This window comes from Pseudidiomarina terrestris (assembly GCF_030466375.1).
GTDB classification, from domain to species: domain Bacteria; phylum Pseudomonadota; class Gammaproteobacteria; order Enterobacterales; family Alteromonadaceae; genus Pseudidiomarina; species Pseudidiomarina terrestris.
Map to the genome: position 1 here is coordinate 795,624 of NZ_JAGGJE010000001.1, position 19,265 is coordinate 814,888.

Consider the following 19,265-nt stretch of genomic DNA (forward strand, 5'->3'; position numbering starts at 1 on the left):
AATTCACCTTTGGCTGACTTAAGCTTGGCAGCGGTAGACCACGAATTTAGCGTTACTGGCTTCGCAATCTACCTGACCAAATAAACGTTTGAGGGATTGATAATACGGGAGATGTCGGTTGGCGACCAGCCGCATTTCACCGCCTTTACGCAGAACCCGCCGGGCATCCTTAAACATCTGCCGGGCAATATGTTCAGTAATGGCGTGTTCCTGATGAAAGGGTGGGTTACAAAGCACCAGGTCGGCAGAATTGCTGCTTTGCTGGCTTAAACAATCGTCAACGTATGCCTGGTAGCGTTCTGCGGTGCCCAGGTTAAGCGCAATGTTGCGCTGGCATGAAGCAATCGCCAGATAGGACTCATCCACCCATGTCACCGCACTTTGTGGCGATTGCCGGGCGTAGGCGAGGCCCAGAACACCGTTACCGCAACCCAAATCGATGACCTGTTGCGCTCCGGCTGCGGGCAAATGTTCAAGTAGCAGGCGTGCACCAATATCCAGTTGGTTGCGGGCGAATACGCCGGCATGGTGGGTCAGTTCAAGGTTAAGCTCAGGCTGCTGCCAGGTGTTCAAGAATTGTGTTATCGGCGTCGCGACCGCGCGAACTTTTGCACGCAGCATCCGGCACTTGCGTTGGATCAGGGAAATATCCACGTCATCACAGAACTGGCTAAAGATCGCCCGGGTTGCGGGCGTGAACAGCTTGCTTTTAGCTGCCACCAGCACGGTTGTGCCAGGCTTCAGACTGCCGCTTAGTTGCGCCAGTTGGAATTCCAGCAGGCTCTGACTTTTAGGCAACTTCATTAGCACCAGATCGCAGGATGGCGGCAGGTCATCTAATGGAGATAGTTGGGTTAAATCGCACTCCAGCTGATTGAGTTCCAGGTTGGCGCGCTGAGCCAGTTGGCTGACGTAAGAGTCGTTGCAGGTGACCACGGTGCGTGGCGCGACCGCCATAAAGAGTGCACCAAAAGCATCGTTGACCAGTAGTGGCTGCGCAGCCATTTGGCCTTGGCGCTCGTGCTCGATGAAAGCCTCATGCAGTAACTCATCGGCAGCGTCCCATGCCTGCAGTGTCTCGTTACTGCGAGCTGGGTAGCGGTGGAGCTGCCAGCGACCGGCAGCGGTTTGAAACAAAGTTGGCGCAGAGGCGGCGTGGAAGGATTTCACCCTTGCGTTTTTGTTTGAGTTTCCCCGTGAGTTTTCCCTTGATTTTTCCATAACCCGGACATTTCTCTTCGTAACATTCGTGCTATGATAACGAAAAACGTGCAGTGACTATAGGTTTTAAACAGTGAAAATATACGCAGAGATTACCGGTTGGGGAAAATGCTTACCGCCAGCGATCATGACCAATGATGATTTGGCGACCTTCTTAGAGACCTCGGACGAGTGGATTCGTACTCGTACAGGAATTGAAGAGCGCCGGGTGAGTGCGGTAGGAACGTCAAAACTGGCAACTGTAGCCGGGCGCAACGCGCTCGCGGCAGCTGGCGTGGACGCTAATGACATCGACTTAATTCTGGTCGGTACCTGTACTCCTGACGAAATCATACCGAACGTCGCATCAGCAGTGCAGCGTGATCTCGGCTGTAAATTTGCTGCAGCGTTTGATTTGAACGCCGCTTGCAGCAGCTTCCTGTACGGCATGCATTATGCGACTCAGGCCATCCGCACGGGCGTCCACAAGAAGGTACTGATTATTGGTGCCGAGCGCCTGACGCGCATTTTGGACTGGACCCAGCGCGAAAGTGCGGTGCTGTTTGGTGACGGCGCCGGCGCTATGGTGCTTGAGGCGAGCGAAACCGAAAGTGGCTTGCTAGCTTCACATGTGACCTGCGATGCAGATGCACGTGATGTCTTAGCCCTCGAGTTCGGCATGAGTTTCGACCGGTTTAATTTTGATGGCATTATGCCTTTTAACTTTGTCGGCCAGGAAATATTCAAACGCGCCGTCAAGGGCATGAATACCGCGGTCGAAAAAGTCTTTGCTGAAACCGGTTTAACCACCGACGACATTGATTCTTTAATTCCTCATCAGGCCAACAAGCGCCTCATCGATTATCTGGCGAAGATGTGTAAGGTGCCTGAGGAAAAGACCGTCATTAACATTCAGAAGTATGGCAACACCTCTTCTGCAACTTTGCCTATCGCTTTCTGTGAAGCGGTCGAGCAGGGCATTGTGAAGCCCGGAGACACCATTGTCTCGGCTGTATTTGGCGGTGGCCTGACCTGTGGAGCCGGTATTATTAAATGGGGCCAGCGGGTTACTCCTATTCGTCCGAACAACGAGGAATTACCGAGTGACGGGCAAACCGCACTGGATTTAATTCTGCCGATGCACGAGCGTACCAAGGAAGCATGGAAGCAACGTGGCCATGAGTGATTGCATCGTTACTGAAAAGCGCGACGGCATTGTTTGGGTGACCTTCAATCGTCCGCAAAAAAAGAATGCCATTACTCAACAAATGTACCGTGACTTGACCGCTGCTTTGGAAGACGCAGAACGCGACAGCTCAGTTGCCGCCATTGTATTGCAAGGTAGTCATGGCTGTTTTACCGCAGGCAATGATTTGCACGATTTCCTGCAGGCCGATGAGCTCAACGAAAATTCACCGCCGTTCGAATTCTTGTACACCCTGAGCCGTTTGAGTGTGCCGGTGGTGGCGAGCGTTGACGGTCCCGCAATTGGCATAGGCACCACCATACTGTTGCACTGTGATCTAGTGCTGGCGGGCAATGGCGCCAAACTGGCACTGCCTTTTATTCACTTAGGCTTAGTGCCAGAAGCAGCCTCCAGTCAGTTACTACCACTCTTATGTGGCCATTTACGTGCAGCGGAGTTACTGCTGCTCGGTGACAGCATCGATGCCACTACGGCACTGAGCTACGGTCTGGTCAATAAAGTCGTGGCCAGTGAGCAACTGGCTGAGGCGACAGCTGAGCTTGCGGCGTCACTGGCGAGCAAACCTGTGAGTGGATTGCGGGCGACCAAAAATCTGCTGAAACAGCCGACCGAAGCCGTTGCTGATCGTATTTCACGAGAAGCGCAGGTCTTTATCAAGGCGCTTCATTCTGATGCTGCGCGTGAAGCCATCGCGCAAAAACTACATAAAAAGAATTAATTCCAGCTAAATCGTTTATTTACTAAGCATCTGCGCCGAGTTCCCTTGCGAGCAGGGCGTGGATGATAGATAATGCGCGGCGTTATGGTGGCCTTATTGGTCCCCCCGCAACACGAACTGGTGAACCCGGTCAGGCCCGGAAGGGAGCAGCCGTAGTCAGGGATGTGTGTGCCGGGGTGTGGCTGGTAAGGCCGCCACCCAATCTAAAACAGCATCTAGTTGTACCTCTGCCTGCCTTCCTTTAAGCTGAACGACACTAACGCCAGCAAAGAAGAATCACTATGCCAAAGAATGTTGAGCCGGTTTATTACAGCGACTACCTGAAACTAGACAAATTACTCGATGCGCAAGCGCCACATAGCGTGCGTTATGGCGCGGAAGCCCATGACGAAATGCTGTTTATCATTGTGCATCAGGTCTATGAGCTGTGGTTTAAGCAAGTTTTACATGAGTTGCGTTCGATCCACGGGGAATTTTCAGCGCCTGAGCTCGATGACAAAGGACTTTATCTGGTCGCCCATCGCCTGCGCCGGGTGCTCACCATTCAAGACTTAATGAACGATCAGGTCGGCGTCATCGAAACCATGACTCCGCAGGAGTTTCTGGAGTTTCGCGATTACCTGGTACCCGCATCTGGCTTTCAGAGCATCCAGTTTAAAGAACTGGAGATCCGCTTAGGTTTGACGCGTGCGACGCGAATTGCCTTTGACCAGCAGTCGTTTTACAACCGCTTAAACGATCAAGATCGTGCTTATCTGGAAGACCTTGAAGAGCAGCCCACATTATTTGATCGCGTCGATGCCTGGCTGGCGCGTATGCCGTTTCTGGAATTTAAGAACTTTAAGTTCTGGGAAATGTATCAGCAAGCGGTTAACGAGGCGCTGGATCACGATGAAACTATTGTCCGGGAAACGGCCAGCGACGCACAGCAGCTGGAGACTGAGCTGGCGGGTATTCAGGCCAATCGCGACAACTTCGCAGCGCTTTTCGACGACGAACGGTATCGCGAGCTACAACAGGAAGGTCGTGTAAAACTTTCGCAAAAAGCGATGCTCAGTGCGCTATTTATTACTCAGTATCGCGAGGAACCAGCGTTTAATCTGGCCTGGCAGGTGATTACATCGCTGGCTGAGATGGATGAGAAGCTGACCATCTGGCGTTACAAACATGCCATGATGGTGCAGCGCATGCTAGGCACTAAGATTGGTACCGGCGGTAGCTCCGGGCATGATTATTTACGCCGTACCACTGAACAAAACCGGGTTTTTAAAGACTTTTTTGCGATGGCGACCTACCTGTTACCGAAAAGCGCACTGCCTGAGTTGCCCCCGAGTGTGCGTAAGGCCCTAGGGTTTTCGCGCGAAACACCTTAGCGCACGCTGTAACGCCAGCATTTGCTGTTCAATACGCTCTGCCAGCCAACGTTGATTTTCAACGTTGCTGGTACGCTCCAGTTGTCGGATATTTCCTTCTATCTCAGTTATATAGTCACCTGGCTGGCTATGGGTGACTTTAAATAACTGTTGATCAAACCAGTCCTTAAACTCTTCTTCTGATACTGAAAGTGCATCGATTTGGCCGCGCATCACTTTGAGCTGCTGGCGTAAACGAAGCGTGGCATTTTGCAATTCCTGCGGCATGGTTAAGGCACCTGATTGAGGCTTATCGGTAGTGATTAAGATGCAGAGCATCAACTTTTTCTGACCTCTTAGCGTAGCGGAATAAATTATTCTTGGATAGAGCCGCGTTTCTCAATTTGTCAATAAAATCACGCTTAATCACCAATTTATGAGACGGGGAACTTTATTTGTTGAAGCGCATCAAACTAAGTGTCCTTTGTGTCGCATTTAGGCCTCATGTTAACACTCTGTATATGCATTATTATGCGCTTTTAGCCTAGTAATAATCTATGATCGGTGGTTGACAGGGTTCTGCAGAACGTGGGAGTATTGAGCAGATTATTGCTTAGAATTATTTAAGCAATAGCTGCAAGTGTTGATTAAACTCTATTCGTCACTCAAATAACTGGGAAGCTGGCGGCATGTCGTTGTCAGCAGAAAAGTTAAGTCAAATTGGTTGGGAACTATGACCAAAGTAATCAATAAAAGCAAAATCGCAGCGGCCCTAGTGGGCGCTTTAGCGATAGCAGGTAGCGCTACAGCTGCTGCACAATCTATTTCTACGTTGCAAAACGAAGAAGCGAAAATCCACGAAGCTGATGTTCGTTCACAAGAGAAAATCAACTCGTTGTTCGAGCAGTCACAAGAACTGTTGTATGAATATCGCGGTATTGTAGATGAGTATGAACAGCTCAAAGTCTACAACGACCACGTACAACGTTTGGTTGACGATCAGAATGCACAACTGGCTTCTCTACAGCGTCAGATCGACAGCGTTGAAGACACCAAACAAGGTGTTGTTCCGTTGATGTACAAAATGATCGACGCTTTGGAGCAGTTTGTTAAGCTGGATATTCCGATCCATCGTGACTCGCGTCTGGCACGTGTCGAGCGTCTGCGCGACATCATGTCAAATGCGAACGTAACGACCTCTGAGCAGTTCCGTCAAATCACAGAAGCTTATCAAGCTGAAATGGATTACGGTTCTGGTTTGATTGCCTATGAAGGCAAATTGGAATTCGGCGGTGAAGAAATCTCAGTTGACTTCTTCCACCTGGGTCGCGCGGCGCTGATGGCGCAATCGCTGGATCTGAAAAACGGCTGGATTTTCAACGATGACACTAACGAGTGGGAAGTCTTAGACGACGCCTACCTGAGTGCATTGACGAAAGCTATCCGTATGGCGCGTAAACAAACCGCCCCAGATCTCCTTAAATTGCCAATTTATGCAGCGGAGCGTGCAGAATGAACAAACTAGTGAAATCCTTGCTGGTAGCGACAGCATTCTCTCTTTCGATCGGCGCAAGCTCTGCATTTGCGCAAGAACAAACAGCTTCAGAAGCGAAGTCACTTGAACAGCTTCTTGAGCTGGTCAAAGAGAACCGTGCTGCGTCACAGCGCATCAATGCTCAACGTGAAGCTGAATTCACCTCTGAGCGTGCTGACAAGCAAGCACTTTTGAATCAAGCGAAAAAACAACTTGCTGATGAGCAAGCTCGTGGCCAGCGGTTGCAAACGCAATTCTCTGAAAACGAAATTGCCCTTGCCAACAAAGAAACCGAGTTGCAAAACCAACTAGGTACTTTGGGTGAGATCGTTGGTGTAGCACGTGGTGCTGCCAGCGAAACCATCGGTCGTATCGCAACCTCAATCGTGAGTGCGCAGTACCCAGGTCGTGAAGACGTACTGGAAAGTATTGCTGAAGCTCGCGAAGTACCTACTATCCAGGAGCTTGAAGAGCTTTGGTTAGCTTGGTTAACTGAGATGAAAGAATCAGGCAAAGTTGTCACTTTCCCGTCAGAGGTAACTCTGCTTGACGGTACTTCTGAGCAACGTGATGTTACTCGTATCGGTACCTTCAACCTGTTATCAGGCGGTGAGTACTTCGTATACAACGACCAGGCGGAAGAGATTCAGCCACTAGGTCGTCAGCCTGAAGGTTACATCCTTTCAGCTGCGCAAGAGTTCCTGAATACTGAATCAGGTTACGAAGGCGTATTTGTTGACCCGGCGCGAGGCCAAATCCTCAACCTGGCAACGCAAAAAGCGACGCTTGAAGAGCAGTATCACCAAGGTGGTACAGTTGGTTACGTGATCACAGTTGTGCTGATCATCGGTATCCTGATTGCAATCTGGAAAATCATTACTCTGGGTTCAGAAGGTGCGAAGATCCGTGCTCAATTGAAGAACACTGGTAACCCTTCTCAGAAAAACTCTCTGGGTCGTATCTTGAAAGTCTACCATGACAACAAGACTGACGACGTTGAGAACCTTGAGTTGAAACTTGACGAAGCTATCATGCGTGAAACTCCACGTATTGACGCTGGCGTTAACATCATCAAGATTTTCGCGGCAATCGCACCACTACTTGGTCTATTGGGTACGGTAATCGGTATGATCGGTACCTTCCAATCTATTACCTTGTACGGTACAGGTGATCCGAAAATCATGGCAGGCGACATCTCAATGGCGTTGGTAACCACCGCTATGGGTCTGATCGCAGCATTACCATTAATTCTGATCCACGCAGTTGTTGCGGGTCGTGCTAAGAAGATCGTTCACACATTGGACGAGCAAGCGGCGGGCATTGTAGCCGCGCACTCGGAGAAGGAGTAATCCTATGCTTTACCTGATGGAGCTTTGGGAATCTATCAGGGATTTTCTGAGTACCGGTGGCGATGTCTTGTACTTCGTCATGGGAGCGCTCTTTCTCATGTGGGTTCTCATGATTGAGCGCTTCTGGTTCCTGACAACAGCTTATCCAAAGATGAAAAAGGAAATCATCGCTAAATGGGAAGCTCGGCAGGATACTACTTCTTGGTATGCTCATAAGATCCGTGAAGCATGGATTTCTGAGGCATCTGATAAACTTAACGCACGTATGTTGTTGGTTAAGACGACGATCGCTATGTGTCCGTTAATCGGACTCTTGGGTACGGTGACAGGTATGATTGCCGTATTCGAGACCATGGCGACACAGGGCACTGGTAATCCACGCCTGATGGCCGATGGTATCTCTATGGCGACGATACCTACTATGGCTGGCATGGTTGCCGCTCTGTCCGGCATGTTTTTCTCGACTCGCTTAGAGTCTCGGGTAAAACGCGCACGGGACAAGTTGATCGATAGTTTGCCACATCATTAAGAGAGAAGAATTATGGCACGTAAACGTATTCGTGAAGAGGAAGATGCTGCGATCGATATGACGCCGATGCTCGACATCGTTTTCATCATGTTGATCTTCTTTATCGTAACCACCTCTTTCGTAAAAGAAGCTGGTATCGACGTTAACAAGCCAGAAGCAAGTCAGGCGCAGAAGAAACCTTCTGCCAACATCTTCATCGCTATTCGTGCGAATGGTGAAGTGTGGATGGACAAGCGTATGGTTGATGTTGAGCGCGTAGGTGCAAACATCGAACGTCTATTGGCAGAACAGCCAACTGATATCGTAGTGATTCAGGCGGACAAAGAAGCCAAACATGGTGTTGTCGTTGAAGTCATGGATCAAATCAAGGAAGCGGGTATTGACAAGATATCCATAGCCGCAGAGGACGATTAATATGGTGCGCTTTATAGTATCAATACTATTAGGTGCTGCAGCTACGTTCCTCCTGTTCGCGTTCATGGCATTCTTGATCAGCGGGGGCGAGGGGCGTAATGCACCGCCGCCGCCTTCGTCAGTCATTGAGATTGTTACGCAGCCGCCGGATTCGGATGTGGATCAGCGTCGTCGGACGCCACCACCGCCGCCTCCGCCGCCAGCGCAACCGCCTGAGACGCCACCGAATGAGCCAGATGCTTCTGACTCTGACGGTATGAACATGGACTTAGGATTTGACGTTGATGTAGGTGGCACCGACACCGGCTTTGACGCTAGTGGTGCGATGATGCGAGATGGCGAAGCTACGCCAATCGTTCGTATCAATCCGCGTTATCCGCCAGCTGCTGCTCGTGACGGTATTCAAGGTTGGGTGCTTCTGCGCTTTACCATTGATGAAGCCGGTGGTGTAACTGATGTTGAAGTTATCGACTCAGAGCCACGCCGTGTATTCGATCAGGAAGCCCGTCGTGCGCTGTTGCGTTGGAAGTACAAGCCGAAGATGGTAGACGGCAAGCCCGTTCGCCAGCCCGGACAAACTGTCCAGCTCGACTTCAACCTGGATCAGGAGTAATTAATGATGATGCACAAAAAACTCACTATGCTGATTAGTGCGAGTGTATTGTGTGGTGCTTTAGTGGCAGGTTCACCTGCCGCTTCAGCGCAAGACGTCAATTACAACTTGCCTTCTCCAGAAGTGGTCGAACAGCGTAAAGCGAGTCGCAGTAACCGCACGGTTTCAGAACGATTCGGTCGCCGTATCATGGAAGCTTTCGAGCTTTACAGCGAAGAAGAGGACATCCAGGGCGCTATTGCAGTGCTCGAAGAGCTCTCTCCTCGTGATGAATATGATAAGGCCTACGTGGATCGTTTCCTGGGTAACCTGTACGCAGCCAACAACCAAATCGAAGCAGCAATGCAGAGAACCAGCGCAGCGGCGGAAGCCAATGTGTTGGGTTGGAACGATCAGGCGGCCGCGCTGAAACTGGCAGCTGACATTAGTTTGCAGCTGGAAAACTATCGTGATGCGTTAAAATATTACGATAGATGGCTACAGTTCACCGGGGAACCGGATCCGGACGTATTTTTGCGTATTGCTAACGCTTTTTACGAGCTTAAGCAATTCGATAAAATTATCCGTCCTGCGGACTTAGCTATCCAGCATTATGAGGAAACCAACAAAAACCCTTACGTTTTGAAGATTGCCTCATATTACGAACGTAAAATGTACTCTGATGCGATTGATGTGCTAGAGACCGGTCTTGAGCAACTGCCTACCGAATCGGTGTGGTGGAGCCAGTTGGGCATGATGTATATGCTCGAGGAAAAGATCGACAAAGCACTGCAAACGCTTGAGATTGCTTACTTAGCCGGTTACCTGGACAAAGAAAGCCAAATCAAAGCTGTCATTCAGTTGTACGGAAACAATGGTATTCCTTACGACGCCGCAAGGTTGATGGTGAAGCATCTTGAAGCCGGAGATGTAGAGAAAACTGCACGTCATTACTACAGTGCAGCAAGTAACTACGAAATGGCCCGTGAGTACGCTTTGGCAGCAGATATGTATGAATTTGCTGCGCAGCTGGAAGATAACGTATCAACTCGCGCTGATTACTATCGCCGTAAAGGTACTGCTCACTTGCGAGCAGAAGAGTATCAGCAAGCAGCAGATGCGTATCTGAAAGCCATTGATTTGGGTTACGAAGAACCTGGTAAGATTTACATGTCTTTGACAGAAGCTTATTTCTATCAAAACAAGTTTAATCAGGCGCTCAAGTATGTGCTCGAAGCACAGGAATACTCAGATCAACGTCGTAACGCGCGTAGCTGGGAATCTTACATTCGCAGCAAGGCTAGCAATCTCGGTATCTCACTGTAATTGCATAGTTTTCGTAAATTACACGTAAAACCCCGCATGCAAAGCGGGGTTTTTTTTTGCAATTTGCGCTATAGTTACTAGTGAATTCACCTACAGAGATAAAGAGGGTTGAACAATGAACAACATGAAGAAATCAGTAGCAGTCACCGTAGGCGCACTTCTTGCAGGCGGTATGTCGGTTCAGGCAGCCAGTGCTAATCCATTTAGCTACTCTGACCTGGGCAGCGGTTATCAGCAAGAGCAGAGCAAAGAGCGTGAAGCCAAGTGTGGTGAAGGCAAATGCGGCGAAGACAAGAAAGCTAAAATGCACGAAAAAGCCAAGGAAGCCAAATGTGGCGAAGGCAAGTGTGGCGAAGGCAAGTGTGGCGAAGAGCACAAAGCCAAAATGGCTGAACACGCTGCCGAGCACGCCGAGAAAGGAATTGAAGGCAAGTGCGGCGAAGGCAAGTGTGGCGAAGAAATGAAAGCCAAAATGTCTGACAAAGCCGAAAAAGCCAAAGAAGGCAAATGTGGCGAAGGTAAATGTGGTGAAGGGAAGTGCGGCGGACAGTAGGACTCGGACTCCGTCGCGAGTTTCTCGCTGATGTACTGGAACAGGCTCCCGCCGTTGGTTTTTGGGAGCTTGCGCCAGAGAACTGGTTTCCACGTGGCGCGCATGCGCAACGTACGCTTGATCGTGTGCGTGAGCAGGCGCCACTGACCAGTCATGGTCTGTCGTTATCTATCGGCAGCCCGGATCCTATTGACGTTGAATTCGTCAAACAAGTGAAACGATTTCTCGATCGTTTCGATATCAAGATCTACAGTGAACACCTCAGCTATTGTTCCGCTGAAGGGCACTTATATGACCTGTTACCTATGCCATTCACCACTGAGGCGGCGTCTTACGTTGCTGAACGGGTGCGGCAGGTGCAGGACATTATTGAGCGACCGTTGGTGCTGGAAAACGTTTCCTATTACGCCAACTTTGGTGGTGAACTCACTGAACAGGAGTTCATTTGTCAGGTTCTCGAAGAAGCTGACTGCCGGTTGCTCCTTGATGTAAACAATGTTTTTGTGAATAGTGTCAACCATCGCTATGATCCACGCGAATTCATTCGGTCTATGCCGAGTGAACGCATCGTGTACGGGCATATCGCCGGGCACTCAGAAGAATACGATGATCTCTTTGTCGATACCCACGGCGCCGATGTGAAGCCGGATGTCTGGCGTTTGTTAGACTATGCCTATCAGTGTCACGGGCTCTTCCCCACGGTACTGGAGCGCGATTTCAATATTCCCCCGTTACCTGAGCTGTTACAAGAAGCAGCCAAGGTCGCAAACTGTCAGCACAATTATGAGCAGGAGCAACGTGTCGAAGCAGTTTCAACAGACCCAGCTTGAGTTTGCCCGATGGTTACGCTCGCCAAACGCAGCTGATGAGAAGTTCGCTGATATAGAGCAGCGGCGACTGGCGATCTATCGGCGCCTGATCCATGCCAATATTAAGCAGTTCGTCGCCACCGGTTTTCCTGTGCTCCATCAACTCCTGACGCAGGAACAATGGCGTAACCTGCTGGCCAGTTTTGTTGCGCAGCATCGCTCGGATTCACCACTTTTCTCAGATATCGGCACAGAGTTTGTCGCGTTTTTGGCAAGCGGCAAGCTGGCTGATGCAGATTACCCGCAGTGGTTATTTGATCTTGCTCGCTATGAACGGATGGAAGTGGATGTCCAATTCGCCCATCTGAACGATGGCTTTCAGCCCCTTAATGAGATTGATGAAGGCACGACGTTGCATGTTAATCCGACCGCGCAGGTAGGTATTTTCGACTACCCGGTGGCACAGATTAACGCCGATTTCAGGCCCACGGCAGCTCTGGATGTCCCTTATTTTGTGCTGGTTTATCAAAGCCCGGAAGGAAGAGTCCAATTCCTGGAACTGAACTCATTAACGGCATTGGCGATCGACTTACTGCAACAAAAACCTCGTAACCTTATGCAACTTAGCGAGGCGCTGGCGACACAGCTGCCAGATTTCACTGAGCAGCAGTTGCAGCAGGGCTTCGCGTCGGTGGCGGTGGATTTTGCTGAACGGTTCGTGTTGTTAGACAAGCCATAATCGAGTATGATCCGCACCGCAAAATTCTTGCTGTAGCGACGCAATCAATTGTGGCTACCAAAGTAAAGAGGTAATCAAAATGGCAAATGATCAAAATTTCCGTGACCCATCAGGCCCGCTATTGGGTTGGATTGCAGTTGTGTTAGTTGTCGCTATGCCCCTATTACCGGCTATTCTGCAGTGGTTTAAGCACTTCAGCGCATAACGATTCGGTAAATCCCGAGAGACGTCAAACCAAAAGGCAAACTATGTCAACCAAGCTATTGCTGGTGGAGGACAACCCTTCCACGCGAGCGAGCCTTCTTGAGATTCTTGCAGCAACCCCGTTTGTGGTGAGCTGTGCAACGGATGGACTGGACGGCCTGAACCAGGCGAAAGCAACGTCATTTGATGTGATCCTGGTTGATCATAAAATGCCGCTGATGGATGGTTTAACGTTACTGCGCAACTTACGAGGCATGCGCGCTTACCAGCAAACCCCGCTGATCCTGATGTCGACCCAAGATGTCAAACACATCGAGGAAAGCGGTCGTCGGGCAGGTGCGAATCTGAGTCTGGCAAAGCCAATCGCGGCTGACCGTTTGCTCGAGTTGTTGGCGGATCTGTGGCAGACCATGCAAATTCCAAAGCAATCTGCGGCCTCATGAAACCGGTAATTACCCAGCACATTCGTGCCATTCACGACTACCCGAAAGCGGGTATCGTGTTCCGCGACATTACGCCGTTGCTGGCTGATGGGCCGGCATTTCAGCAAACCATAGATCACCTGGTTGAGCGTTATCGCGAGGCAGGTATCACCAAAGTAGTGGGAATCGAAGCACGCGGGTTCATTTTCGCGACCGCTTTAGCCTATGCTCTGGGTATCGGCTTTGTCCCTTTGCGTAAGCCCGGCAAACTTCCCGGCAAAACCCTGCAACAAAAGTATCAGCTCGAGTACGGCGATGATGCCCTGGAACTGCACGCGGATGCTTTAACCGCCACGGATAAAGTGCTTATTATTGATGATTTGCTGGCCACGGGCGGCACAGTACTCGCAGGGGTAGCGCTGGTTGAACAAGCCGCCGCGCAACTGCATGAGTGCGCATTCATTATCACTTTAAACGACTTACCAGGCGTTCAGCGTCTTAACGATGCAGCGATTCCTTACTATACCCTGTGCGAATTTTGAGGTAACGTAAGGACATTCTCTTGTCAGTCATTGGCAGTGATTAGCGTCGTTCAACTTAGCGTACTTCAACAAGGAAGCTAGCATGAGTTATCAGGTGCTCGCCCGTAAATGGCGACCGCATAAATTCGCAGAAGTAGTGGGTCAGCAACACGTGCTGAAGCCCGTGATGAATGCGTTGCAATCAGGTCGGTTACATCATGCCTGGTTACTTACCGGAACTCGAGGCGTGGGCAAAACCACGATTGCCCGCATCCTGGCAAAAAGTCTGAATTGCGAAAATGGCGTGACTGCTGAACCCTGCGGCACCTGTGCTGCCTGTGTTGCCATCGACGAGGGACGTTTTGTTGATCTGCTTGAGATTGACGCCGCCTCGCGCACCAAAGTTGAAGACACGCGAGAGCTGCTGGATAACGTTCAGTACCGTCCGACTCAGGGACGTTATAAAGTCTACCTGATTGATGAAGTCCATATGTTATCGCGGCACAGCTTTAATGCGCTGCTGAAAACTCTGGAAGAGCCCCCCGAACACGTCAAATTTTTACTGGCGACCACGGATCCGCAGAAACTGCCGATCACGGTATTATCCCGCTGCCTGCAGTTTAACCTCAAGGCGTTGGATCGACAGGAAATCGCCAGTCATCTGGCCTATGTCCTGCAACAAGAAGCTATCCCGTTTGAAGAAGCCGCGCTGACTGCCATTGCGCGCGCTGCCCGGGGCAGTATGCGTGATGCTTTAAGCCTTACCGATCAAGCGATTGCGCAAAGCGAACAGCAGGTCACCATGGCCGGTGTACAGCAAATGCTGGGTGCAGTACCGAGCTTTGAACTGGCGCGGCTGTTAGAGCAGGTCTTGGCAGGCAAGGGCGGTGACGTCCTGACCACCCTGGCCCGGGTTGCCGGGCAGGTGCCGGACTTGAGCAATCTACTGGCCGAATTACAGAATTTTGTGCATCAGCTGGCGTTGTTTCAGGCGGTGCCCGAAACTGCCGAGACCCTTGGGCTGAGCACTGAAGATCAGCATCTGGCCCAGCATCTGCCGGCTGAGTTGTTGCAAGTTTATTATGACATTCTGGTGCAGGGCCGTCGCGATCTGGACTATGCAGCAGATGTTCGCAGCGGTGTGGAGATGACTTTATTAAGGTTGATGGCATTCAGGCCACAGAAGCTTTCTATCGTGGAACGCTCAGCGGACGAAGTCACTCAGGTGGAAACGCATTCCTCAGCGCGCCAGGCTGCAACGGACGAAGCCAGTACCCCCTTGCCTGAATCACGACTGAGCGCAGCGCCAGAGCCAGAGCCGGCACCAATGCCAGAACCGGCACCAATGCCAGAACCGGCGCCGATGCCAGAGCCAGCACCAATGCCAGAACCGGCACCAATGCCAGAACCGGCGCCGATGCCAGAGCCAGCACCAATGCCAGAACCGGCACCGATGCCAGAACCGGCACCGATGCCAGAGCCAGCACCGATGCCAGAGCCAGCACCAGCGCCTGAACCGGAACCTATGCCGGAGCCTGAGCCAGAGCAAACTCCGCAACCGCAAACAACGTCACAGCAGACAACTGAAGCGGCGGATGGTTTGGCAGCACTGCTGGAAACCCGCGAGCTATTGCAGCAAAAAAAAAATCCTGAAATCCTAGCGGGCGTTCGCAGTGCCGCCGAGATTGATCGTTGGGCGGCACTCATTGATACTGTCGAGCTGGAAGGTCTGGCGCGACAACTGGCACGCAATAGTGTGCTGGAGCACACCGCAGAAGGTTACATTATGCAGGTGCGCGAGGCGTGGCAGCATTTGCTGAGCGACGGTGCATGTGAGGCAATCCGTACCGCCTTAAAAGAGGGCCTGGATTTAGATCTGCAGGATATTGTGCTGGCCACCACGGAACAGGCGACGCCATTTGAAATCCAACAGCAGATCGATGCTGAGCGCTTAGCTCAGGCAAAACAAAGTTTAGCTGCAGACCCGCTGGTGCAGGGGTTACAGCAACAATTTGGTGCTGAGTTGCAAGACGACTCAGTGAAACCACTTTAACGAACAAATAGTAGAGGTAAGTTATGTTTAAAGGTGGAATGGGAAATATGATGAAGCAGGCGCAACAGATGCAGGAGCGCATGCAACAAGCCCAGGAAGAAATCGCTAATCTGGAAGTGACCGGTGAAGCAGGTGCAGGTATGGTCAAAGTCACCATGCTGGGTAACCATAACGTGCGCCGCGTGCACGTTGACCCAAGTTTGTTAGAAGACGACGATCAGGAAATGCTGGAAGATCTGATCGCCGCGGCTATCAACGACGCCGTGCGTCGGGTAGAGCAGACGACCAAAGAACGCATGGCAGAAGTCACGGGCGGCATGAACTTGCCACCAGGCATGAAACTCCCTTTCTAAAGGCTGTTAGCGATGCGGTTAAGTCCGGCGATTACTGAATTGATGCGTGCTTTACGTACCTTGCCCGGGGTGGGCCCAAAGTCCGCCCAACGCATGGCGTTCCAGATCCTGGAGCGGCAACGCGATGCCGGCCTGCAGCTGTCTAAGGCGTTGGCGGAAGCGATTGAGCGGGTCGGTCATTGCAGTGTCTGCCGGACCTTAACGGAAAGCGAGATCTGTGAGCTTTGTGCCAATCAGAATCGGCGCGAAGCTGGCCTGCTGTGTATTGTAGAGACGCCGGCAGATGTTCTGGCCATCGAACAAACGGGCCAGTATCAGGGCTGTTATTTTGTCTTGATGGGACATTTGTCGCCGCTCGATGGTATCGGGCCGGAAGACATTGGCCTGGACACCCTGGCCGAGCGGCTGGCTCAGGAGCCCATCTCGGAAATCATTTTAGCTACCAATCCGACCATTGAAGGTGAGGCCACAGCGCATTACATTGCGGAGTTGGCACGCCAGCATACTATCAATACCTCACGTATCGCCCACGGCGTTCCTGTCGGTGGCGAGCTTGAATACGTTGACCAGGCGACCCTTGGTCATGCCTTCAGCGGCCGTAAACGTATCGACTTTGATCTGTTTTAACTCTTGAATTAAGTAATTACGTCCCCATCTCTGCTCTAGTGTTCATCAACAATAGTGCAGGAGATTCCACTATGGCGGAGACCCGTCAAGCCGAAACCCATGGGTTTCAGACTGAAGTGAAGCAATTGCTTCATTTGATGATTCATTCGCTTTATTCCAACAAGGAAATCTTTTTACGCGAACTGGTATCGAATGCGTCTGACGCGGCCGATAAGTTGCGTTTTAAGGCGTTAAGCGACAGTAAACTGATTGCCGACGATGCCGAGTTGCGTGTCCGCGTCAGTGTCGATAAAGACGCAGGCACCATCACTATCAGTGATAACGGTGTCGGCATGACCCGCGAAGAAGTGATGAGTAACCTGGGCACCATCGCCAAATCAGGCACCTCAGAATTTTTCAGCAAGCTTTCTGGTGACGACGCCAAGGACAGCCGTTTAATCGGACAGTTCGGCGTTGGCTTCTATTCTGCCTTTATCGTTGCCGACAGTGTTACCGTGCGCACCCGCGCCGCCGGCACTGACAGCAGTGAAGGGGTGGAATGGACCTCAAAAGGCGAGGGCGAGTTCGACCTGCGCGACATCGAGAAAGCGCAACGTGGTACCGATATCATTTTGCACGTCCGCGACGACGCCCAGGATTTCCTCGACGAGTCGCGCTTACGCGGCATCATTACCAAGTACTCGGACCATCTGAGTATACCGGTGCAGATGCCAGAGCGTGATGACGACGGTAAGACCACTGAATGGCAAGCCGTCAACTCTGGCCAGGCGCTGTGGACCCGCGAGAAGAGCGAGATCAGCGACGAAGAGTATCAGGAATTTTATAAGACCATTGCCCATGACTTTGAGGACCCATTGCTGTGGAGCCATAACAAAGTCGAAGGTACGCAGGAGTACACCAGCTTGTTGTACATCCCGAAACGCGCGCCCTGGGACCTATGGAACCGGGAACAGCAACACGGGATCAAGCTTTACGTGAAACGCGTCTTCATCATGGACGACGCCCAGCAGCTCATGCCAACCTATCTGCGTTTTGTGCGCGGTTTGATGGACTCCAATGATCTGCCACTGAATGTTTCCCGGGAAATTTTACAGGACAACAAGATCACTCGCGCGATGCGTAGCGGCAGCACCAAGAAAGTGCTCGGCATGTTGAGTAAGTTGGCCAAGGACGATCCTGAAGCCTATCAGGGCTTCTGGAATACCTTCGGTAGCGTACTTAAAGAAGGTCCTGCGGAAGACCACGCGAACCAGGAGAAAATCGCTGGTCTGTTACGCTTTGCCTCGACTCAAGAAGACAAGCCAGAAGCCACCTTCAGTCTGGATGACTACATCGGGCGCATGTCTGAGCAGCAGGACAAGATTTATTACATTGTGGCCGACAGCTATGAAGCCGCACGTGATAATCCTGCGCTGGAGATCTTCCGCAAGAAAGGCATTGAAGTGCTGTTGTTGTCTGAGCGTATCGATGAGTGGCTGATGAGCCATCTGAGCGAGTACAAAGAGCATGCCTTCCAAAGCGTCACCCGTGGTGACCTGGATCTTGGTGATCTGGAAGACGAGGAAGCTAAGCAGCAACAGGAAGAGCTGGAGAAAACCTTTGAAGAGCAAGTGAAGCGGTTTGCAACAGCTTTGGGTGAGAAGGTGAAGAGTGTGCGCGTCACCCACCGCCTGACCAGTTCGCCAGCCTGTATCGTGACCGATGATAACGACATGAGCACTCAGATGGCGAAGCTGATGGAAGCTGCCGGGCAACCGGTTCCGGAAACCAAGTACATTTTCGAGGTCAACCCTGAACATGCACTGGTGCAACGGGTCACTGCCGTTGAAGATGAAGCCAGATTCGCCGAGTGGGCGCAACTGCTACTGGATCAGGCGACCCTGGCTGAACGGGGCAGCCTGAAAGATCCGGCGCAATTTGTGACCCGTCTGAACCGGCTGATGATGGAGCTGACCGACGCCTCTTAACGAAGATGGGGTTGGTGACGACAAATCCGGGCAGTACCGACGAAAGTCGGCATTGCTCGGACTTGTAAAGCTCGTCTCTAGGCGGTAAAGTTCGACCTAAATCGAATGCAAACCAAAAACTAGGAAGAGGTTGTAAATGCGCATTATCCTTTTAGGCGCGCCAGGCGCAGGGAAAGGTACCCAGGCGCAGTTCATCATGAAGACGTTTGGGATCCCGCAGATCTCAACCGGAGATATGTTACGAGCTGCAATCAAAGCCGGTACCGAATTAGGGCAACAAGCGAAAGCGGTAATGGATGACGGCAAGCTGGTGTCCGACGATATCATGATTGGTCTTGTCAAAGAGCGCATTGCGCAACCCGACTGCCAGAATGGCTTCCTGTTGGACGGTTTTCCACGGACCATTCCACAAGCTGATGCTATGCAAGAAGCCGGTATCGACGTGGATGTGGTACTTGAATTCGCCGTACCTGACGATGTGATTGTCGATCGCATGAGCGGTCGCCGTGTGCATCCGGGCTCGGGCCGGGTTTATCACGTGCAGCACAATCCGCCGAAGACTGAAGGTAAAGACGACGTGACCGGCGAAGACCTCATCATCCGTGACGATGACAAGGAAGAAACCGTGCGTAAGCGTCTGGCAATTTATCATGAACAAACTGAGCCATTGGTCGCGTATTATCGTAAACTAGCCGAGCAAGGCCAGACCGTGTTCCATAAAGTCGATGGAACCCGTAATGTTGAAACGATCAGTAAAGAACTTGGTGAACTGTTGGGCTAAGCCCGCAGCAAAGCG

At 51.3% G+C, this 19,265-nt stretch carries 22 protein-coding genes and 1 other RNA gene; 21 read left to right on the forward strand and 2 right to left on the reverse strand.

Going from position 1 to position 19,265, the window contains the following annotated elements:
• Positions 1-18: 18 nt before the first annotated feature.
• Positions 19-1,170 (reverse strand): methyltransferase, encoded by a 1,152-nt coding sequence (locus J6J28_RS03760; RefSeq protein ID WP_301719982.1) that lies wholly within the window; start codon positions 1,168-1,170, stop codon positions 19-21.
• A 124-nt stretch (positions 1,171-1,294) separates the two neighbouring features.
• On the opposite strand from J6J28_RS03760, the gene J6J28_RS03765 reads away from it, so the two are divergent.
• The 4 genes from J6J28_RS03765 to J6J28_RS03780 all read left to right on the forward strand — a co-directional run bounded on the left by J6J28_RS03765 (position 1,295) and on the right by J6J28_RS03780 (position 4,498).
• Positions 1,295-2,386: a ketoacyl-ACP synthase III gene (locus J6J28_RS03765; RefSeq protein ID WP_301719983.1), complete on the forward strand. Its 1,092-nt coding sequence runs from the start codon at positions 1,295-1,297 to the stop codon at positions 2,384-2,386.
• Positions 2,379-3,125 carry an enoyl-CoA hydratase gene (locus J6J28_RS03770; RefSeq protein WP_301719984.1) on the forward strand — a complete coding sequence of 249 codons (747 nt, stop codon included), beginning with the start codon at positions 2,379-2,381 and terminating at the stop codon, positions 3,123-3,125. The genes J6J28_RS03765 and J6J28_RS03770 overlap by 8 nt, the downstream gene beginning before the upstream one ends.
• Positions 3,126-3,219: 94 nt before the next feature.
• Positions 3,220-3,316: signal recognition particle sRNA small type (gene ffs, locus J6J28_RS03775), an RNA gene on the forward strand.
• Between the two features lie 90 nt (positions 3,317-3,406).
• Positions 3,407-4,498 carry a tryptophan 2,3-dioxygenase family protein gene (locus J6J28_RS03780; protein ID WP_301719985.1) on the forward strand — a complete coding sequence of 364 codons (1,092 nt, stop codon included), beginning with the start codon at positions 3,407-3,409 and terminating at the stop codon, positions 4,496-4,498.
• Here J6J28_RS03780 and priC read toward each other — a convergent pair.
• Positions 4,472-4,816 carry a primosomal replication protein PriC gene (gene priC / locus J6J28_RS03785; RefSeq protein WP_301719986.1) on the reverse strand — a complete coding sequence of 115 codons (345 nt, stop codon included), beginning with the start codon at positions 4,814-4,816 and terminating at the stop codon, positions 4,472-4,474. The genes J6J28_RS03780 and priC overlap by 27 nt on opposite strands.
• Positions 4,817-5,210: 394 nt before the next feature.
• On the opposite strand from priC, the gene J6J28_RS03790 reads away from it, so the two are divergent.
• The 17 genes from J6J28_RS03790 (at position 5,211) to adk (ending at position 19,250) form a co-directional block, all read left to right on the forward strand.
• Positions 5,211-5,993 (forward strand): DUF3450 domain-containing protein, encoded by a 783-nt coding sequence (locus tag J6J28_RS03790; RefSeq protein WP_301719987.1) that lies wholly within the window; start codon positions 5,211-5,213, stop codon positions 5,991-5,993.
• Positions 5,990-7,360, forward strand: a complete 1,371-nt coding sequence (locus J6J28_RS03795) for a MotA/TolQ/ExbB proton channel family protein (RefSeq protein WP_301719988.1) — start codon at positions 5,990-5,992, stop codon at positions 7,358-7,360. Before J6J28_RS03790 ends, J6J28_RS03795 begins: the two co-directional genes overlap by 4 nt.
• A 4-nt stretch (positions 7,361-7,364) precedes the next feature.
• The gene (locus J6J28_RS03800; RefSeq protein ID WP_301719989.1) at positions 7,365-7,889 is read left to right on the forward strand and encodes a MotA/TolQ/ExbB proton channel family protein; all 525 of its coding nucleotides are present in this window, start codon (positions 7,365-7,367) and stop codon (positions 7,887-7,889) included.
• Positions 7,890-7,901: 12 nt separating this feature from the next.
• Positions 7,902-8,303, forward strand: coding sequence for an ExbD/TolR family protein (locus J6J28_RS03805; protein WP_034732452.1), 402 nt, complete (start codon positions 7,902-7,904; stop codon positions 8,301-8,303).
• Between the two features lies 1 nt (position 8,304).
• The gene (locus J6J28_RS03810; RefSeq protein ID WP_301719990.1) at positions 8,305-8,916 is read left to right on the forward strand and encodes an energy transducer TonB; all 612 of its coding nucleotides are present in this window, start codon (positions 8,305-8,307) and stop codon (positions 8,914-8,916) included.
• Between the two features lie 3 nt (positions 8,917-8,919).
• On the forward strand, positions 8,920-10,221 hold the full coding sequence (locus J6J28_RS03815) for a tetratricopeptide repeat protein (RefSeq protein WP_301719991.1): 1,302 nt from the start codon (positions 8,920-8,922) through the stop codon (positions 10,219-10,221).
• Positions 10,222-10,345: 124 nt separating this feature from the next.
• Positions 10,346-10,774 (forward strand): HvfA family oxazolone/thioamide-modified RiPP metallophore, encoded by a 429-nt coding sequence (locus tag J6J28_RS03820; protein ID WP_301719992.1) that lies wholly within the window; start codon positions 10,346-10,348, stop codon positions 10,772-10,774.
• Positions 10,759-11,604 (forward strand): HvfB family MNIO-type RiPP peptide maturase, encoded by an 846-nt coding sequence (locus tag J6J28_RS03825; protein ID WP_301719993.1) that lies wholly within the window; start codon positions 10,759-10,761, stop codon positions 11,602-11,604. Before J6J28_RS03820 ends, J6J28_RS03825 begins: the two co-directional genes overlap by 16 nt.
• A complete protein-coding gene (locus tag J6J28_RS03830) occupies positions 11,573-12,322 on the forward strand; it encodes an HvfC family RiPP maturation protein (RefSeq protein WP_301719994.1) in 750 nt (249 codons plus the stop codon). Before J6J28_RS03825 ends, J6J28_RS03830 begins: the two co-directional genes overlap by 32 nt.
• A 79-nt stretch (positions 12,323-12,401) precedes the next feature.
• Positions 12,402-12,527 carry a hypothetical protein gene (locus tag J6J28_RS03835; protein ID WP_301719995.1) on the forward strand — a complete coding sequence of 42 codons (126 nt, stop codon included), beginning with the start codon at positions 12,402-12,404 and terminating at the stop codon, positions 12,525-12,527.
• 43 nt (positions 12,528-12,570) lie between these two features.
• Positions 12,571-12,969 (forward strand): response regulator, encoded by a 399-nt coding sequence (locus tag J6J28_RS03840; RefSeq protein WP_301719996.1) that lies wholly within the window; start codon positions 12,571-12,573, stop codon positions 12,967-12,969.
• On the forward strand, positions 12,966-13,490 hold the full coding sequence (locus tag J6J28_RS03845; protein WP_301719997.1) for an adenine phosphoribosyltransferase: 525 nt from the start codon (positions 12,966-12,968) through the stop codon (positions 13,488-13,490). The genes J6J28_RS03840 and J6J28_RS03845 overlap by 4 nt, the downstream gene beginning before the upstream one ends.
• Positions 13,491-13,572: 82 nt before the next feature.
• Positions 13,573-15,522, forward strand: coding sequence for a DNA polymerase III subunit gamma/tau (dnaX, locus tag J6J28_RS03850; protein ID WP_301719998.1), 1,950 nt, complete (start codon positions 13,573-13,575; stop codon positions 15,520-15,522).
• A 23-nt stretch (positions 15,523-15,545) separates the two neighbouring features.
• Positions 15,546-15,875 carry a YbaB/EbfC family nucleoid-associated protein gene (locus J6J28_RS03855; protein WP_126761366.1) on the forward strand — a complete coding sequence of 110 codons (330 nt, stop codon included), beginning with the start codon at positions 15,546-15,548 and terminating at the stop codon, positions 15,873-15,875.
• 12 nt (positions 15,876-15,887) lie between these two features.
• Positions 15,888-16,502, forward strand: coding sequence for a recombination mediator RecR (recR, locus tag J6J28_RS03860; RefSeq protein ID WP_301719999.1), 615 nt, complete (start codon positions 15,888-15,890; stop codon positions 16,500-16,502).
• A 71-nt stretch (positions 16,503-16,573) separates the two neighbouring features.
• Positions 16,574-18,469, forward strand: coding sequence for a molecular chaperone HtpG (gene htpG, locus J6J28_RS03865; RefSeq protein ID WP_301720000.1), 1,896 nt, complete (start codon positions 16,574-16,576; stop codon positions 18,467-18,469).
• Between the two features lie 136 nt (positions 18,470-18,605).
• Positions 18,606-19,250, forward strand: a complete 645-nt coding sequence (gene adk, locus J6J28_RS03870) for an adenylate kinase (protein ID WP_301720001.1) — start codon at positions 18,606-18,608, stop codon at positions 19,248-19,250.
• Positions 19,251-19,265: the final 15 nt, after the last annotated feature.

Excerpts from the sequence above, each read along its gene's own strand:
- J6J28_RS03845 (WP_301719997.1), top strand. The coding sequence starts at position 12,966 with ATGAAACCGGTAATTACCCAGCACATTCGTGCCATTCACGACTACCCG.
- J6J28_RS03795 (WP_301719988.1), top strand. The coding sequence starts at position 5,990 with ATGAACAAACTAGTGAAATCCTTGCTGGTAGCGACAGCATTCTCTCTT.
- J6J28_RS03790 (WP_301719987.1), top strand. The coding sequence starts at position 5,211 with ATGACCAAAGTAATCAATAAAAGCAAAATCGCAGCGGCCCTAGTGGGC.
- J6J28_RS03810 (WP_301719990.1), top strand. The coding sequence starts at position 8,305 with ATGGTGCGCTTTATAGTATCAATACTATTAGGTGCTGCAGCTACGTTC.
- dnaX (WP_301719998.1), top strand. The coding sequence starts at position 13,573 with ATGAGTTATCAGGTGCTCGCCCGTAAATGGCGACCGCATAAATTCGCA.
- J6J28_RS03815 (WP_301719991.1), top strand. The coding sequence starts at position 8,920 with ATGATGATGCACAAAAAACTCACTATGCTGATTAGTGCGAGTGTATTG.
- adk (WP_301720001.1), top strand. The coding sequence starts at position 18,606 with ATGCGCATTATCCTTTTAGGCGCGCCAGGCGCAGGGAAAGGTACCCAG.
- J6J28_RS03820 (WP_301719992.1), top strand. The coding sequence starts at position 10,346 with ATGAAGAAATCAGTAGCAGTCACCGTAGGCGCACTTCTTGCAGGCGGT.
- J6J28_RS03805 (WP_034732452.1), top strand. The coding sequence starts at position 7,902 with ATGGCACGTAAACGTATTCGTGAAGAGGAAGATGCTGCGATCGATATG.
- J6J28_RS03855 (WP_126761366.1), top strand. The coding sequence starts at position 15,546 with ATGTTTAAAGGTGGAATGGGAAATATGATGAAGCAGGCGCAACAGATG.
- J6J28_RS03780 (WP_301719985.1), top strand. The coding sequence starts at position 3,407 with ATGCCAAAGAATGTTGAGCCGGTTTATTACAGCGACTACCTGAAACTA.
- priC (WP_301719986.1), bottom strand. The coding sequence starts at position 4,816 with ATGCTCTGCATCTTAATCACTACCGATAAGCCTCAATCAGGTGCCTTA.
- J6J28_RS03835 (WP_301719995.1), top strand. The coding sequence starts at position 12,402 with ATGGCAAATGATCAAAATTTCCGTGACCCATCAGGCCCGCTATTGGGT.
- J6J28_RS03840 (WP_301719996.1), top strand. The coding sequence starts at position 12,571 with ATGTCAACCAAGCTATTGCTGGTGGAGGACAACCCTTCCACGCGAGCG.
- htpG (WP_301720000.1), top strand. The coding sequence starts at position 16,574 with ATGGCGGAGACCCGTCAAGCCGAAACCCATGGGTTTCAGACTGAAGTG.
- J6J28_RS03770 (WP_301719984.1), top strand. The coding sequence starts at position 2,379 with ATGAGTGATTGCATCGTTACTGAAAAGCGCGACGGCATTGTTTGGGTG.
- J6J28_RS03800 (WP_301719989.1), top strand. The coding sequence starts at position 7,365 with ATGCTTTACCTGATGGAGCTTTGGGAATCTATCAGGGATTTTCTGAGT.
- recR (WP_301719999.1), top strand. The coding sequence starts at position 15,888 with ATGCGGTTAAGTCCGGCGATTACTGAATTGATGCGTGCTTTACGTACC.